13 protein-coding genes are annotated in these 16,455 nt (G+C 57.8%); 6 read left to right on the top strand and 7 right to left on the bottom strand.

Features of this window, described 5'->3' with window-relative positions:
- Positions 1–581, top strand: a 581-nt coding sequence (locus AB5Y92_RS08165) for a polyphosphate kinase 2 (RefSeq protein WP_368226420.1), incomplete at its 5' end; no start/stop codon positions are given.
- Positions 582–692: 111 nt separating this feature from the next.
- Here AB5Y92_RS08165 and AB5Y92_RS08170 read toward each other — a convergent pair.
- The 5 genes from AB5Y92_RS08170 to yejK form a co-directional block, all read right to left on the bottom strand.
- Entirely contained in the window at positions 693–1,829 is a 1,137-nt protein-coding gene (locus tag AB5Y92_RS08170) for an ABC transporter ATP-binding protein (RefSeq protein ID WP_236294391.1), read from the bottom strand.
- 68 nt (positions 1,830–1,897) lie between these two features.
- Entirely contained in the window at positions 1,898–2,788 is an 891-nt protein-coding gene (gene malG, locus AB5Y92_RS08175; RefSeq protein WP_005333868.1) for a maltose ABC transporter permease MalG, read from the bottom strand.
- A gap of 12 nt (positions 2,789–2,800) precedes the next feature.
- On the bottom strand, positions 2,801–4,453 hold the full coding sequence (gene malF / locus AB5Y92_RS08180; protein WP_368226422.1) for a maltose ABC transporter permease MalF: 1,653 nt from the start codon (positions 4,451–4,453) through the stop codon (positions 2,801–2,803).
- A 75-nt stretch (positions 4,454–4,528) separates the two neighbouring features.
- The gene (gene malE, locus AB5Y92_RS08185) at positions 4,529–5,710 is read right to left on the bottom strand and encodes a maltose/maltodextrin ABC transporter substrate-binding protein MalE (protein WP_164537074.1); all 1,182 of its coding nucleotides are present in this window, start codon (positions 5,708–5,710) and stop codon (positions 4,529–4,531) included.
- Between the two features lie 408 nt (positions 5,711–6,118).
- Positions 6,119–7,168 carry a nucleoid-associated protein YejK gene (gene yejK, locus AB5Y92_RS08190; RefSeq protein WP_368226424.1) on the bottom strand — a complete coding sequence of 350 codons (1,050 nt, stop codon included), beginning with the start codon at positions 7,166–7,168 and terminating at the stop codon, positions 6,119–6,121.
- Positions 7,169–7,241: 73 nt separating this feature from the next.
- On the opposite strand from yejK, the gene AB5Y92_RS08195 reads away from it, so the two are divergent.
- Together AB5Y92_RS08195 and AB5Y92_RS08200 are read left to right on the top strand one after the other, a co-directional pair.
- The gene (locus tag AB5Y92_RS08195; protein WP_005333874.1) at positions 7,242–7,469 is read left to right on the top strand and encodes a YejL family protein; all 228 of its coding nucleotides are present in this window, start codon (positions 7,242–7,244) and stop codon (positions 7,467–7,469) included.
- A 47-nt stretch (positions 7,470–7,516) separates the two neighbouring features.
- Positions 7,517–9,367: a DUF3413 domain-containing protein gene (locus tag AB5Y92_RS08200; protein ID WP_368226426.1), complete on the top strand. Its 1,851-nt coding sequence runs from the start codon at positions 7,517–7,519 to the stop codon at positions 9,365–9,367.
- A gap of 85 nt (positions 9,368–9,452) precedes the next feature.
- Here the strand turns inward: AB5Y92_RS08200 and AB5Y92_RS08205 are convergent, their stop codons facing one another.
- Positions 9,453–10,319, bottom strand: a complete 867-nt coding sequence (locus AB5Y92_RS08205; RefSeq protein ID WP_234898474.1) for a MetQ/NlpA family ABC transporter substrate-binding protein — start codon at positions 10,317–10,319, stop codon at positions 9,453–9,455.
- 522 nt (positions 10,320–10,841) lie between these two features.
- Between AB5Y92_RS08205 and AB5Y92_RS08210 the strand changes: the two genes are divergently transcribed.
- Entirely contained in the window at positions 10,842–12,716 is a 1,875-nt protein-coding gene (locus tag AB5Y92_RS08210; RefSeq protein WP_368226428.1) for a S8 family serine peptidase, read from the top strand.
- A gap of 18 nt (positions 12,717–12,734) precedes the next feature.
- Positions 12,735–13,193, top strand: a complete 459-nt coding sequence (locus tag AB5Y92_RS08215) for a hypothetical protein (protein ID WP_194494532.1) — start codon at positions 12,735–12,737, stop codon at positions 13,191–13,193.
- 69 nt (positions 13,194–13,262) lie between these two features.
- Here AB5Y92_RS08215 and ppsA read toward each other — a convergent pair whose 3' ends face one another.
- Positions 13,263–15,635, bottom strand: a complete 2,373-nt coding sequence (ppsA, locus tag AB5Y92_RS08220) for a phosphoenolpyruvate synthase (protein ID WP_368226429.1) — start codon at positions 15,633–15,635, stop codon at positions 13,263–13,265.
- 347 nt (positions 15,636–15,982) lie between these two features.
- Between ppsA and AB5Y92_RS08225 the strand changes: the two genes are divergently transcribed.
- A partial coding sequence (locus tag AB5Y92_RS08225) for a kinase/pyrophosphorylase (protein WP_368226431.1) occupies positions 15,983–16,455 on the top strand: 473 nt, incomplete at its 3' end.

Genomic DNA, 16,455 nt, shown 5'->3' on the forward strand with positions numbered 1-16,455 from the left:
CCGATCGGGAGCGCTCCCAGTGGTACTTTCAGCGTTATGTGGCCCACCTGCCCGCCGCTGGCGAAATGGTGCTGTTTGACCGCTCCTGGTACAACCGGGCCGGAGTCGAGCGGGTGATGGGATTTTGCAGCGACGCCGAGTATCGCGAGTTTCTGCGCGCCTGCCCCGAGTTTGAGCGGATGCTGATCCGCTCCGGCATCACCTTGATCAAATACTGGTTCTCGGTCAGCGATGAGGAGCAGGAGAAGCGCTTCAAGGAGCGGATCAACACCCCCATCAAGCGCTGGAAGTTCAGCCCGATGGATTTGCAGTCCCGCTCGCGCTGGGTGGAATACTCCCGCGCCAAGGATGACATGTTCACCTACACCGACACCGAGGATTGCCCCTGGTTCGTGGTGGAGGCGGACGACAAGCGCCGTGCCCGCCTCAACTGCATCGCCCATCTGCTGAGCAAGGTGCCCTACGAGGCGATCCACTACGAGCCCATCAAGCTCCCCCCCATCAAGACCGAAGGGTATGAGCGCCCGCCGCTGGCCAGCCAGACCTTTGTGCCCGATATTACCGCCGAACTCGAGGCTTGAACCGGGTTACCTTGCCTATCTGCATGTTCAAATCGCAGGCAATAAAAAGCCGGTCTGACGACCGGCAAAAGGCATTGATTATTAAGAAAGGAAAACCGGCACAACAAAAAATCAGGTACGGATATATTTGGCTGTACGGGGGAACGCCTGCTCCTTGACATCGAACAGGTAGCAGGCTTCGGCCGGGATACCCACGCTGTAGGTTTGACCGGTCGCCACATCCACATCCGAGGTGGCCTTGACGGTAAAGTCGTGGCCATCCACATCCATATAAACGAATGACTCGGCACCCAGGTGCTCGGCCACCTGCACGATCCCGCTCACCTTGCTGTGCGCATGGGGGTGATCCAGCGGCATCAGGTGCTCGGGGCGAATGCCCAGCTCCACCTTGTCACCCACAGCGCCACTGCGGGCATCGACCCGGGCACGCACGGTATCGCCAGAGGTCAACTTGACCAGGCACTCCTGCTCGCCAATCTCCAGCAGCTCGCCCGCCAGGAAGTTCATCTTGGGAGAGCCGATAAAGCCCGCCACGAACTTGTTGTCCGGGTTGTGGTAGAGATCCAGCGGTGAACCGAACTGCTCCAGGTTGGTAGCAGCCTCGGCCTTGAGCGGGCTCAGCACCACAATCTTGTCGGCCAGGGTCATCGCTTCCACCTGATCGTGGGTCACGTAGATGATGGTGGAGTTAAGCTCTTTGTGCAGCTTGGCGATCTCGATCCGCATCTTGACCCGCAGCGCGGCATCCAGGTTGGAGAGCGGCTCGTCAAACAGGAACACCTGCGGCTGCTGCACGATGGAGCGACCGATAGCGACACGCTGACGCTGACCACCGGAGAGCGCCTTGGGCTTTCTGTCCAGCAGCGGCTCAAGACCCAGGATCTCGGCGGCGCGCATCACCCGCTTGTGGATGTTCTCCTTGTCCATCTTCTTGAGCTTCAGACCAAAGGCCATGTTCTCGTAGATGTTCATGTGCGGATAAAGGGCGTAGGACTGGAACACCATGCCCACGTTGCGCTCTACCGGCGGCACGTCGTTCATGTAGCGACCACCGATGGTCAGCTCACCGCTGGTGATGTCTTCCAGACCCGCGATCATCCGCAGCAGGGTGGATTTGCCACAGCCGGACGGGCCGACGAAGACAATGAATTCGCCCTCCTTGATGGAGAGGTTGATGTTGCGCAGGGTGTCCTTGTGAACAGCCGGATCGTAATTTTTGCGAACGTTGTTGAGTACTACTTCAGCCATGACGAGCTCCGCTCTTGAATCTTTGCAAATCGTGATAGCGGGGGGAGTCAGCTCCCCCGGCCATAAACTTAACCTTTCACACCACCAGCAGTCAGACCGCCAACCAACCAGCGCTGTGCCAGCAGGAAGACCACTGTGATGGGGAAACCGGAGAGCACTGCGGCCGCCGCGAAATCACCCCACAGATAGTTCTGCGGATAGAGGTACTGCTGGGCCCCGACCGCAAGGGTCAGATTGTTCACATCCTGCAGCAGGATGGAGGCCATGGGCACCTCGGTAATGGAACCGATAAAGGCCAGAATAAACACTACCGCCAGGATGGGCACCGACAGAGGCAACAGGATCAGACGGAATGCCTGCCACGGGGTTGCACCGTCGATAGCCGCAGCCTCCTCCAGGGAGGAGTCGATGGTCTCGAAATAGCCCTTGATGGTCCAGACGTGGAGGGCAATCCCCCCCATGTACGCCAGGATCAGGCCACCGTGGGTGTTGAGACCCAGCCAAGGGATGTAGTCACCAATCTTGTTAAAGAGCGCGTAGATGGCTACCAGTGCCAGCACTGCCGGGAACATCTGGAAAATCAGCATACCCTGCAGGATGGTGGACTTGCCACGAAAACGCAGGCGGGCAAAGGCGTAAGCACAGGTGGTGGAGAGCGTCACGATCATCAGGGCAGTGATGCCGGCGATCTTGATGGAGTTCCACAACCAGGTCAGCACCGGGAACGGCGGCGGCGTGATGCTGCCGTCGGCGTTGGTGATGGACATGCCCAGCGCCAGCTTCCAGTGATCCAGCGTCGGATTAGAGGGGATGATCTCCCCTACCGCGAAGTTACCGTTACGGAACGAGATGGCGATAACCATGATCAACGGGAAGATGATCAGCGCCAGGAAGCCCCACATGACCAAGTGGGTTGCCCACACCCGGTATTTGACTGATTTGGGTTGTACGATTGCCATGTTGAAGCCTCCTTACAGCTGCTTGTCGGCTTTGGACAATTTCAGGTTGAGCAGCGCCAGCGCACCTACGATGAGGAAGATAGCTGTGGCGATGGCACTGGCCAGACCGTAGTCCTGACCACCCGATCCCTGGAACGCAATCCGGTAGGTATAACTCACCAGCAAGTCGGTGGTACCGGCCGGAGTGCTGGCGCCGATGATGTCGGGCGCACCGTTGGTCAACAACTGGATAAGCACGAAGTTGTTGAAGTTGAAGGCAAACGAGGCAATCAACAGCGGTGTCAGCGGCTTCATCAGCAGCGGCACGGTGATCTTGAAGAAGTTCTGTACCGGGCCAGCACCGTCCATGGCGGACGCTTCATAGAGATCTTCCGGAATGGCTTTGAGCAGGCCCATGCAGAGGATCATCATGTAGGGGTAGCCGAGCCAGGTGTTGACAATCAGGATCATCACCTTGGCCAGGAAGGGGTTGGTATACCAGTCCGGCTTGATGCCAAACGCCGCTTCCAGGAACATGTTGATCTCACCGAAGTTCTGGTTGAACAACCCCTTGAACACCAGGATGGAGATAAACGCCGGGATCGCATAGGGCAGGATCAACATGACCCGATAGAAACCGCGCCCCTTGAGCTCTTCCCACTGCACCAGACAGGCCAGCACCATGCCGATAGCCAGGGTGAAAGCGACGGAGCAGGTTGAGAAGATCACGGTCCAGATGAAGATCTGCAAGAAGGGTGACTGGATGCCCGGATCGGTGACGATGCGCGCGAAGTTCTTCCAACCGACGCTCACCACAAAGCCCGGAGCAATCCCCTTGCCGACAAACTGACCCTGTTCGTCGATGTACTGATAGAAGCCGGTCTCGCCATTGGGCAGCATCAGCTCGCCATTCTGGGTATCACGCAGCAGGTTGCTGTCTTTGATCACCACGCCGGACTTGAGCACGGCGCCATCCGTCAGACGGCTGTACTGTTGCTTCTGGGCGGCAAACTTGCGCAGGCTGCTCAGGGTCAGATGAGTGGTACCATCAGGCAGCACCAGATCGAGCGCGCTCAGATGGGTGCGATGGTCAACGATGGCGCGGATCGGTGCCGCTTTACCGGTGACGTCGCCGGTAACGGGCTCGAGCCGGACTTCCTGGGCAAGGTTCTGAACCCTACCCTCACGCACTGCCAACTCGCGAGCCTTGTTGTTCATCAGAGCCAGCGGTTGACTGAGATAGGATTGCTGCTCCTGTGTCAGCAGCAGTTGGAACTGGCCGTTGTCGCCACCCAGCAGGGTAAAATCGAATTCACCGCCCGCCACCTTGTAGGTTTTCTTCAGATGGTAGTCCCGCGCCTGCTCAATGGAGAGCAAGTTGGATCCCGAATAGTTGGTGAAGGCAATGCCAATGGTGTAGGCAAGAGGGAAGATGATAAATACAACCATGCCCGCGACACCCGGAAAGATGTAGCGATGGGCATAGGTCTTCTTGTTCATGAAGACATACAGACCGACGGATACCACCACCAGATCCAGCAGCGCGAATACCCACTCGCCACTGGCGTACATCATCACGGCTGCATAGCCGTTGAGGATGGCGACCAGGGCCGCGATGGTCCACTTAAGCCAGGTGTGCTTATCCTTCGGACCGGCATAGGACTCAACAGAAGGTACTACTTCCATGCCAATTAACCTTTATAACGCCAAGAGAGATTTGAGAGAGTGGGAGGCCATTGCGGCCTCCCGGGTGGTGCAAGCTTACTGAACGATACGCTTGGCAGCGGTATCCAGTGCTTCATCAACACTTTGACGACCGGAGGTCACGTTCTTGAGGGCTGTTTCGAAGGAGGACCAGAAACGGCTCATCTCGGGAACGGACGGCATCGGCTCGCCAGCCTGGGCGTTCAGCATGGTGGCCTTGATGTGCGGATCGGATTCCAGGGTCTTCTGGAAGGATTTCAGCGCGACTGCACCCAGCGGCTTGTCGGCGTTAACCGGCGCCAGACCGGCATCGGTCAACAGGTAGTTTTCCAGGAACTCGATGGCCAGATCCTTGTTCGGGCTGGCGGCGTTGATGGTGGCACCCAGTACGCCAACGAAGGCTTTAGCCGGTTTGCCATTCAAGGTCGGCAGCGGTGCTACACCGTACTTGATGCCGCTCTTGTCCAGGTTGCTCCAAGCCCAGGGACCGTTGATCATCATGGCCACTTCGCCCTTATTGAACTTGGCGTCCATCACACCGTAGTCGATGCCTTTTTCCAGGTGACCGGACTTGATCATCTCGGAGATGTAACCCACGCCCATCTTGGCGCCCGCATTGTTCACGCCGGTATCTTTAACGTCATAACCGGTAGCGGTTTTCTTGAAGGCGTAACCACCGTTGGCAGCCACCAGCGGGTAGCTGAAGTACGGGGTGTCATAAGCCCACATGATGGCGCGCTTGCCGTTTTTCTTCAGAGTCTCGTCAATCTTGGCGATCTCTTCGAAAGTTTTCGGCGGCTCGGGCAGAAGGTCTTTGTTATAGATCAGGCTGACCGCTTCCATGGCAACCGGGTAACCATAGGTTTTGCCATCAACAGTCATGGCATCCCATGCCAGCGGTTCAAATTTGCCTTTGGTGGCAGCGTTCGGCGTTACCGGAACCAGCAAACCGGCTTTGACCCACTCACCGTAACGGTCGTGAGCCCAGAAGAAGATGTCCGGGCCGTTGCCAGTGGCGGCGGCTTGCTGGAATTTCACTTCAACCTGATCCGGGTGAGCCACAGTCACCTTGATGCCGGTTTCTGCTTCAAACTTCTTACCCACTTCAGCCAGACCGTTGTATCCCTTGTCACCGTTGATCCAGATGGTCAGCTGACCTTCATCGATGGCTGCAGTAGCAGAGCAAGCGACGCCAAGAGTGGCCAGACCGATCAGGGATGACAGCAATTTCTTTTTCATGAGCCTTTCCTTGTTTTAGTTCCGCGCTGTAAGAGCATTGTGTGCGAGGTGAATATTATCCCAAGCGGTAAACAGCTCACATGACGCAACTCGCATTTTTGAAATGCAATTACGTATTTCCTTCCGGAAAGTTTTGAAAACATTTTCTTATTTCAGGGAATTACGGCCATTTATCGGCTTAATTCCAGACAATCACAGAATACCAATTACCAAAATGAAATAAAATTTCATGAATGAAAGGGTTTTCACCTCAATGAAAACCCTTTCAGGTGATTTATTTTGTTTGATTTGTTAACAAAGTACCGCGCCAGTTTCGAGGTCTGCCCGGGCGCAATAAAAAAAGAGACCCCGCCGGGGCGGAGTCTCTTTTTGCCAGAAATGACGAGTTGATCACACTCGGGAGCATGACTACGACTGGCGCAGCAGCTGCTCCTTGAGATTGGGCGGCACACCCTTGATGGTCAGGGTGTCGGTCTGGGGGTCGTAAAAGATCCGGCTGTTCAACAGCTTCTGCTCAAAGCTCAGAGTCAGACCGCCGCCGGAGCCAACAAACTTGGTCAAACCACGCAGAGTAGAGCGATCCGCCGGGAAGCGCTCTTCCAGCTCATACTCCTGACCAATAAAGCTGTAAAAATCGAGGTCACCGTCGCCAGGCAATTCTGCAGACAACTCCTTGATTTCGATCTCTTCACCGGCACTCGCCTGTTCGGTGCAATATTTGAAGACCTGCTTTTTATAGTCATTGCGCTCGGTCGGTTCGAGCTGACGACTGTCGCAATAATCTTCGACCGCCTGCAGCAAGCCTTTATTTTGCACCTTGGCATCCATGCCCTCGCGGGCACCCAGCAGATCCATAAAGAAATCGCCCAGTTTGCGACCAATGCGCCCCTTGCTGAAGGTGATATAGCGGCGCGAATCAGGTTGGGTTTTCCATTCGGTCAAATCAATGCGGGCCACCAGATTGAGTTTGCCGATATCCAGATACTGGATATGGCGTAATTCCAGCGCTTCGCTGACGGTGACGCTCTCCTTGCCCTCCAGCAGGGCAATCAGCAGATAATCGACCCCGACGTAGTTATATTTGGCAAACAGCAGCACCCCCTGCTCATCGAGGGCGTGCTCCACCAGCTGCTTGACCAGCATCTGGGTCACGGTGACCGAGAAGGGAACGAATTCGGTCTGCTCGTCGAGCAGCTGTTCGAGGGCGATACGAAACGCGGGTGAAGGCTGCTTGGGAGCCTCTTCACCGTCGGCCAGCTCGGCGATGGCGGCCTCGGGGTCGGCAAAGAAGCCAAAGCCCTTGCCGCCCTTGCCGTTGTAGATCCGATGCAGTTCCGCCATCAGTCCCTGTACCGCCTCATCAGGGGGCAGGGTCTGGCTGCGGGTATCGGCGTGGGGTTGACCATCGCCGCCCTGGCGCAAGGAGTGAAGAATGATCTTGTCGATATCGAGACTCATGTCACAAAGCCATAGTGTTAGCCGAAAGGGTGAAGTATTATAAGGCGCTTTGAACCGAGATGAACTGAAGATTATGCCTATCGTATCAAAGTACAATAACGAGCAATTTGACGCCCTGATGAACGACCTGATCACCGCGCTGGAAAAGCATAAAGCGCCGGTGGATCTCAGCCTTATGGTGCTTGGCAATCTGACCACCAATATCATCAACGGTATGGCACCGGCCCAGCGCCAGGCCATCACTGAAAAGTTTGTCCAGGCCCTGACCGCATCGGTCGATAATCGCCACGACGCACACTGAGTCCCCGACTCTGTTGATTTGACGTTTCTCAACGCAGATGGATCACTATGGTCGAAACCGGTAACCCCTATCGTGATAATGTCTCTCGCCTGATCACCTGGGGGCATTGGTTCTCCTTCTTCAACATTATTCTGGCCATGCTCATCGCCACCCGTTATCTGGGTGCCATCAGCTGGCCATCGACCACGCTTGGCGTGATCTATCTCGTTGTAAGCTGGATTGGCCACTTCTCGTTTCTGAGTTTTGTCACCTACCTGTTGACGATCTTCCCGCTCAGCTTCGTGCTGCCCAAGGAGAAGTCGTTGCGGTTCATCTCGGCCATCATCGCTACCCTGGCGCTGGTGCTGCTGCTGATCGACACCCAGGTATTCCGGCTGTTCAAGTTCCACCTCAACAGTCAGGTATGGCAGTTGCTGCTGGATCAGGCGCAAACCGAAGAGGGCTCAATCTGGAGCATCATCTTCGTTGCCGTGCCCACCATCTTCCTGCTGCAACTGCTGCTGTCGGCCTATGTCTGGCGCAAGATCAACAAGCGCAAGCGCCGCCAGTACGGCAATCAGGTGGGGCTGGCCCTGCTGATCTGCTTTATTCTGACCCACGTGGTCAACAGCTGGGCGGATGCGACCCTCTATCAGCCGATCACCATGCAGAGAGCCAACTTCCCCCTCTCCTACCCCATGACGGCCCGCTCCTTCCTGGCCAAACATGGCTGGCTGGATCTGGATCAATACGAGAAGCAGGCTGCTTCCCAGGGGGATAACAGCGACAGCCGGATGCACTATCCGCTGCGCCCGCTCAACGTCAACGCCCCCCTGACTCACAACAATCTGCTTATTGTGGTGGTCGACTCATTGCGTTTTGACATGCTCAACAACATCAACATGCCCAATCTGCAGCGCTATGCGGATCAGCATCTGACGTTCCGCAATCACCTGAGTGGTGGCAACGACGACCTGATGGGCATGTTCAGCCTCTTCTACGGGTTGCCCGGTCACTACTACAAGGACATCAGCAGCGACAAGCGTCCGCCGGTGCTGTTCGACGAGATGCTGCGTCAGGATTACCAGTTCGGGCTGTTCGGCGCGATGGAAGATGCCCAGAAGTATCGCAAGAGCATCCTCGCCGGTCTGCGCAAACAGGTGTTTGTCTCCGAACAGAGTGACGATGGCAAGCTGCTGACCGACTGGCAACAGTGGCTGGAGAAGCGCTCTCCCGAGCGTCCCTGGTTCTCGCTGGTCTATCTCTCGAGCCCCGGCGACTACCAGTTGCCCGCCACCATGAAGGGGCCGTTCCAACCGGAGCTCGCCAACTTCAATCCGGCGACCGCCTATCGGGCGGAGAACTTGCAAAAACTGGAGAACCGCTACAAGAACTCGGTCTTCTATACCGACCAGTTGCTTGACCAGATGCTGACCAAATTGCAGTCGCAGGGGATGGACAGCAACACCATCGTCGTGATCACCTCCAACCATGGTCAGGAGTTCAACGACACCCGCAGCAACAGCTGGGGCGCAGGCAGCAACTACTCACCCTATCAGGTGCAGGTACCGCTGGTACTGGCCTGGCCGGGGCGCGGCAGTGACGTTCGGGAACAACCAAGCAGCCATTTCGATCTGGCGCCGACCCTGATGCAGGGGATGCTGGGCGTGCGCAATCCGGCGCGCGATTACAGCGTTGGCCGCTCGCTGTTTGATACCAACCCGCGCAACTGGCTGCTGGCCGGGGATCAGAACGACTTCGCCATCTATGAAGGGGAGACCATCACCCACTTCAACAAGCAGGGTGACTTCGAACTGCTGGAGCGCAACAGCTATCGCCCGATCAAGCACGGCACCCCGGATATGGGCGCCATGATCCAGGTGATGAACGAGCTGAACCGCTTCTATCGCAACCAGTGAAGCGCCCGTTAATGGCTTGCTACCATAAAAAACGCCCCGAATTCGGGGCGTTTTTCGTTGTATAGCCGGGCCACGTTCACGACAGTTAGCCACCCCACCCTTGCGGGTACTTGTAGCCGACGAAACGCTTGGCTGCATAGGCTTTGAAAGCCGCCGAGTTGTAGGCCGCCGCCACATCTTTGGCAAAAGGCTGATCCGCATCTGCGCTTTTCACCACCACCCAGTTGATAAAATCGTAGCTGCGCTCCAGAAACAGTCCTTCACTGAACGGGATTCCGCTGGAGGCGGCAAAATTACCGTTGATCACCGAGAAGTCCACATCCTCGCGCAAGCGGGGCAACTGCGCGGCTTCCAGCAGTACCAGCTTGAGATTGTGCGGATTGTTCACCACATCAAACTCGCTCGCTTTTAGCGGGTTTATCCCCTCCTTGAGAGTGAGCCAACCAAGATCCTGCAGCATCAACAGCGCCCGCGCCTGATTGGTGGGATCGTTGGGGATGGCCACCGTGCTCCCCTCTTTCACCTTGTCGAGTGCTGCCAGCTTGCCGGAATAGAGTCCCATCGGACCGGTTGGCACCTGGGTAATGGGCGCCAGCGACAAGCCGCGATCTTTGGCAAAACTCTCCAGATAGGGTTTGTGCTGGAAGCAATTCACATCCAGTGATCCGTCAGCCAGAGCAATATTGGGCGTCACATAGTCGGTGAACTCCACCAGCTTGACCTTGTATCCCCTGGCCTCCAGCTGCGGCTTGATGGAATCGGTCACCATGTCGGCAAAATCCCCCACCGTGGTACCAATCACGATCTCCTGTTTGGTCGGCAAGGACGCATCGGCGGCAACCGCGGAAAAAGAGAGGCTCCCGACCGCTATCGCGGCAATAAAGGTGCTGGCGCCAGCAGTGGCGCGCAAGGAAGCAGTCAAAGGAGAAGATAAGAACGAACGAAACGGCATAGGGAATCCCTGTCAGGTACGCATCAAGCTATGGGACTGCGGCGGGGTGGCTCTCAGAGATGACGCCCCTCAAACTGCAGCAATCTAGCCATCCAAACGGCTATTTCAATTACCATAACAGAGCCATCCACCGCCGCCAAGCAATAAACCGCTGGTCCCACCTCATCACCCTTGCTGTCACCCCCGAATGCATAGCTGTATCACATTGGCACACACAACAATGCCACTCACGTTCAAGAGCGCACGAGCTCCCCTCGGGATTGCCCCGAATCGAGATGGCTGCGGCGAAGGAGAGTCGCGAGAGGAGTGAGTTACAGATAAAAAGATCAGTAGTGAGCTGTGAGAACCATTCTCAATAGAACACATAACCAGTGTCATTGGAATACCTACCACAAACTGAATCGGATTTCTTTGAACCTCATTACGTTTTTTGAAAATGGCTCTTTTTGAACCCCTGTCACCCGTGTATAGATTTCCGTCGCACTCAGGATGAGTGCGATCCAAGATGGAGTTAAAAAAATAATGAAGCAAACATCGTTAGCACTGGCGATCACAGCACTGCTGTCGACCCTGCCCAGTGCGCTCGTTCAGGCAAATGAAGGTTGTGCGCCGCTCACCGGCAAGGAGAGCGGCATGGATATCGGACGCAGCAGCACCGAGCGCTGCCTGCCAGGTGCCAATCCCCTGCAGGATCAGCAGTGGTATCTGCTCAACAACGGTCAGGATGGATTCAGCGCCCGTGGCGGCATAGCGGGCAATGATCTCAACCTCTGGTGGGCTCATCGCACCGGTGTGCTGGGCCAGGGAGTCAATGTGGCCGTGGTGGATGATGGCTTGGCTATCGCCCACCCGGATCTGGCGGAGAACGTGCGCCCGGGTTCGAAAAACGTGGTGACCGGTAGCGATGACCCGACACCGACCGATCCGGATTCGGCCCACGGCACCTCGGTCTCCGGCATCATTGCAGCGGTGGACAACGCCATCGGGACCAAGGGGATTGCCCCGCGAGCCCAGTTGCAGGGGTTCAACCTGCTGGATGACAACAGCCAGCAGTTGCAGAAAGATTGGCTCTACGCCCTTGGCGACAGCGATGCCAGCCGCGACAACCGGGTGTTCAACCAGAGCTACGGCATGAGTGTGGTGGATCCCCGCTCAGCCAACTCTCTGGATCAATCCCAGCTTGATCGCCTGTTTGAACAGCAGACCCTCAAGGCGCAGGGCGCGGCCTATATCAAGGCCGCCGGCAACGGCTTCAACAAGATAGCGGCGGGCGGCTATGTGCTTAACCGCACCGGCAATGGTCCCAAATTGCCGTTTGAAAACAGCAACCTCGATCCCTCCAATAGCAACTTCTGGAACCTGGTGGTGAGCGCGCTCAACGCCGATGGCGTCAGATCCTCCTACTCCAGCGTCGGCAGCAACATCTTCCTGAGCGCGACCGGCGGCGAGTACGGTACCGACGCTCCGGCGATGGTGACCACGGATCTGCCCGGCTGCGACATGGGTTACAACCGCACCGACGATCCCAGCACCAACCGGCTGCACGGCAACCTGCAACTGGATGCCAGCTGCGACTACAACGGCGTGATGAACGGCACCTCCTCCGCTACCCCCAGCACCTCCGGCGCCATGGCGCTGCTGATGTCCGCCTACCCGGATCTGTCGGTACGTGACCTGCGGGATCTGCTGGCGCGCAGCGCAACCCGGGTCGATGCCACACAAAAACCTGTGATGGTCAGCTACACCAGCAGCACCGGCAAGGTACGCGATGTGAAAGGGCTGGAAGGGTGGGAGCGCAATGCCGCCGGCATGTGGTTCAGCCCGACTTACGGTTTCGGTCTGATCGACGTCAACAAGGCCCTTGAGCTGGCAGCCAATCACCAACCCCTCCCCCCGCTGATACAACTGCCATGGCAGAAGATCAATGTCACCGGCAGTACCGCTGCCATCCCGGATGTGGGCAACAGCCCGACCAGCTCGACAACCCGCATTGCCACACCATTGACGGTAGAAGCGGTTCAGGTGATGGTGAGTCTGGATCATCAGCGCCTGCCCGATCTGCTGATCGAACTGGTCTCCCCCGCCGGCACCCGCAGCATCCTGCTGAGCCCCCTCAACAGCCTGGTCGGCCAATCTCTCGACCAGCAGCAGCTGGGCTTTGTGCGAACCAAGGGATTGCGCGACATGCGGATGCTATCCAACAAGTTCTACGGCGAATCGGCGCAAGGCACATGGCGACTGGAAGTAACCGATGTTGCCAACGGTACCCGTCAGGTCTCTCTGCTCAATCGCGAAACCCGTGAGCGTACCACCCTGACCGAGCGCAACAATCGCCAACCGGGCAAGCTGATCTCATGGTCCCTGCGGGTCCTGGGTCACGATGCCAACCGCAGCTAACACGCTAGGAGTATTACCATGAACAAACCTGTTACCTTGCTTCTGGCAACCCTGCTGGCCCCCCTCTCGGGACAGCTCTGCGCCCAGGAGTCCGTCACCATGGATGGCAAGCAGTACAGCACCATAGAGGTGAACGGCCAGACCTACCTCATTCCCGACAACGGCAGCAAGAGGCGGGTCGCCCGCAGCCTTGACAGCAAGGTCCCGCAACAGACCCTGCGCCGCGGTGACGTGTTGATGCAAGGGGCCGCCAGCCCGGAGCTGACTGTAAGCGGTACCCTGCTGGTGGAAGCTGACGATGCCAGCGCCAAGGCGCTGGCGACTCGCCACGGCCTGAACTTCAAGCAGAGCAGTGGTGGTATCGCCCTGCTGGAGGCTAAATCGGGCACCGATCTCAACGCCATCGCCACCAAGCTCAAGAGCGAAGGGGTGAATGTGCAGATCGAGCTGTCGGGGGCCGAACAGCAGCCGAAATAGGTCGCGACAGACAAATAACAAAGGGGGCCATTATGGCCCCCTTTCTGTGCAGCTCATTTTGATAGTGGCTTACTTGGCACCATGCTGCTCCGCCAGATAGAGCCAGGTATCGACCACGGTATCGGGGTTGAGAGACACCGAATCGATCCCCTGCTCCACCAGCCAGGCGGCGAAGTCCGGATGATCAGATGGGCCCTGACCGCAGATCCCCACGTACTTGCCCGCCTTGCGCGCTGCCTGGATCGCCATCGACAGCAGTGCCTTGACCGCCTCGTTGCGCTCGTCGAACAGATGGGCAATCAGCCCGGAATCCCGATCCAGCCCAAGGGTGAGCTGGGTCATGTCGTTGGAGCCGATGGAGAAGCCGTCAACGTGCTCGAGGAACTTGTCTGCCAAGAGGGCGTTGCTCGGGATCTCGCACATCATGATCACCTTGAGCCCCCGCTCGCCACGGCGCAGACCGTTCTCGGCCAGGATGTCGATCACCTGCTCCGCCTCGCCCACGGTGCGCACGAAGGGGATCATCACCTCGACGTTGGTCAGCCCCATCACATCACGCACCCGCTTGATCGCCTCGCACTCGAGTGCAAAGCAGGTGCGGAAGCTGTCGGCGATGTAGCGGGATGCGCCACGAAAACCGATCATCGGGTTCTCCTCGTGGGGCTCGTAGCCACGACCGCCCACCAGATTGGCGTACTCGTTGGACTTGAAGTCCGACATCCGCACGATCACCCGCTCCGGCCAGAAGGCGGCCCCCAGAGTGGCGATCCCCTCGGTCAGCTTGGCCACATAGAACTCCCGCGGGCTGTCGTAACCGGCGATCATCTTGCCGATGGTGGCCTGCAGCTCTGGGGTTTGCAGGTCAAACTCCAGCAAGGCCTTGGGGTGCACGCTGATCATCCGGTTGATGATGAATTCAAGGCGCGCCAGCCCTACCCCGGCATTGGGCAACTGGGCAAAGTCGAAAGCGCGGTCCGGGTTGCCGACGTTCATCATGATCTTGATGGGCAGGCGCGGCATATTGCCCACCTCGGTCACCGCCACGTCGAAGTCCAGCTCGCCGTCATAGATAAAACCGGTATCCCCTTCCGCACAGGAGACGGTGATCCGCTGGCCCGGCTGAATATGATCGGTAGCGTTGCCACAGCCTACCACTGCCGGAATGCCCAGCTCGCGGGCGATAATGGCGGCGTGACAGGTGCGGCCACCCCGGTTGGTGACGATGGCGGAGGCCCGCTTCATGATGGGCTCCCAGTCCGGGTCGGTCATGTCGGTGACCAGCACATCGCCGGGCTGCACTTCGTCCATCTGGCTGATGGAGGAGATGACCCGCGCCGGGCCCGCGCCAATCTTGTGACCGATAGCACGCCCCTCGATCAACACCTTGCCCGCTTGCTTGAGGGCAAAACGCTCGAGGGTGTTGGCCTCCTGACGGCTGCGCACGGTTTCCGGGCGGGCCTGCACGATATAGAGCTGGCCATCCTGACCATCCTTGGCCCACTCGATATCCATCGGGCGGCCATAGTGCTGCTCAATGATGAGGGCCTGTTTCGCCAGCGCCATCACCTCCTCATCGCTGATGCAGAAGCGGCTACGCTCGGCCTCATTGGTGTCGACAATCTTCACCTGACGGCCGTGACCGGCATCGTCCGAGTAGGTCATCTTGATAAGCTTGGAGCCGAGGGTCTTGCGCACCACCGCCGGGCGGCCCCCCTTGAGGGTCGGCTTGTGCACATAGAATTCATCCGGGTTGACCGCGCCCTGCACCACCATCTCGCCAAGACCATGGGCACCGGTGATAAAGACCACGTCGTTGAAACCGGACTCGGTATCCAGGGTAAACATGACGCCGGAGGCGGCGAGATCCGAGCGCACCATCCGCTGTACCCCGGCCGAGAGGGCAACGCCCTTGTGGTCGTAGCCCTGATGCACCCGATAGGAGATGGCGCGATCGTTGAACAGGGAAGCAAACACATGCTTGACCGCCGTCATGACGGCATCGATGCCACGTACGTTGAGGAAGGTCTCCTGCTGACCGGCAAAGGAGGCGTCCGGCATATCCTCGGCGGTGGCGGAGGAGCGCACCGCAAACGAGGCCTCGACACCGGCACTCAACTTTTCATAGGCAACCCGGATAGCCTGCTCCAGTTCGGGCTGGAACGGGGCTTCGATCACCCAGTCGCGGATCTGCTGACCGGCCCGGTTGAGGGCGGCGATATCGTCCACGTCCAGATTGTCGAGCAGATGGTGGATCTTGCCGTTGAGGCCGCTTGACTCCAGAAACTCGTTAAACGCAAAGGCGGTGGTGGCAAAGCCCCCCGGCACGGATACGCCGGCGCCAGAGAGGTTGCTGATCATCTCGCCAAGGGATGCGTTCTTGCCGCCAACTCGTTCTACGTCCTGCATTCCGAGTTGTTCGTACCAGAGCACGTACTGTTGCACTTGGATGTCTCCAGGTTGGTGGGCACCGATGCCATAGCACCTCGTGCGCCCGATTTAATCGATGAGGTTATGGGTAAGTCAGGTGCGTTATTGTCTGTTTCTTTTGTTGCCAACGACAATGAAAACGTTTTCTACTGATTTTCAAAAAAATCCCCGAGCAAGCGTTGGGGATAGCCGAATGACCGGAACATTCTACAATGGCGACACAAAAAGATAACGATTCAGGTTTGCAAGCCACTTCACAACTTGGGCACAGCAGACCGGTTGACAAAACAGGTATGGTTTCGGGAGATACTTCTCACCCCTTACCCCATGCGACCCCACCCGCGGTATCACAGGAGCCCTACGTGCACACCGTATTTTATGTTTCAGACGGAACCGCCATCACCGCCGAAGTGTTCGGCCACGCGGTACTGAGCCAGTTTCCGCTGGCCTTCGAGCAGATCACTATCCCCTTTGTGGAGACACTGGAGAAAGCCCGTCAGGTACGGATGCGGATCGACGAACAGTTTCGCCAGACCGGGGTACGCCCCATTCTGTTTCACACCATCGTCGACCCGCTGGTACGGGAAGAGGTACTGAAATCGGAGGCGTGCGGCCACGACTTTCTCAATACCTTCGTCAGCCCGCTGGAGCAGGAGCTGGGGGTCAAAGCCGAGCCCCGCCTCCACCGCACCCACGGCATGGAGAACCGCAAGCTCTATGACGATCGCATCGAGGCGGTCAACTTCGCACTTGCCAACGACGATGGCATCACCACCAGGGAGTACGATGAGGCGGACATCATCCTGATCGGGGTCTCCCGCTGCGGCAAGACCCC

This window comes from Aeromonas sp. R1-1 (assembly GCF_040908495.1).
GTDB lineage: Bacteria > Pseudomonadota > Gammaproteobacteria > Enterobacterales > Aeromonadaceae > Aeromonas > Aeromonas veronii.

Coding starts and splice junctions, on each gene's coding strand:
- AB5Y92_RS08170 (WP_236294391.1), bottom strand. CDS start 1,829: ATGGCTGAAGTAGTACTCAACAACGTTCGCAAAAATTACGATCCGGCT.
- AB5Y92_RS08210 (WP_368226428.1), top strand. CDS start 10,842: ATGAAGCAAACATCGTTAGCACTGGCGATCACAGCACTGCTGTCGACC.
- malF (WP_368226422.1), bottom strand. CDS start 4,453: ATGGAAGTAGTACCTTCTGTTGAGTCCTATGCCGGTCCGAAGGATAAG.
- AB5Y92_RS08195 (WP_005333874.1), top strand. CDS start 7,242: ATGCCTATCGTATCAAAGTACAATAACGAGCAATTTGACGCCCTGATG.
- yejK (WP_368226424.1), bottom strand. CDS start 7,168: ATGAGTCTCGATATCGACAAGATCATTCTTCACTCCTTGCGCCAGGGC.
- AB5Y92_RS08205 (WP_234898474.1), bottom strand. CDS start 10,319: ATGCCGTTTCGTTCGTTCTTATCTTCTCCTTTGACTGCTTCCTTGCGC.
- malE (WP_164537074.1), bottom strand. CDS start 5,710: ATGAAAAAGAAATTGCTGTCATCCCTGATCGGTCTGGCCACTCTTGGC.
- AB5Y92_RS08215 (WP_194494532.1), top strand. CDS start 12,735: ATGAACAAACCTGTTACCTTGCTTCTGGCAACCCTGCTGGCCCCCCTC.
- malG (WP_005333868.1), bottom strand. CDS start 2,788: ATGGCAATCGTACAACCCAAATCAGTCAAATACCGGGTGTGGGCAACC.
- AB5Y92_RS08200 (WP_368226426.1), top strand. CDS start 7,517: ATGGTCGAAACCGGTAACCCCTATCGTGATAATGTCTCTCGCCTGATC.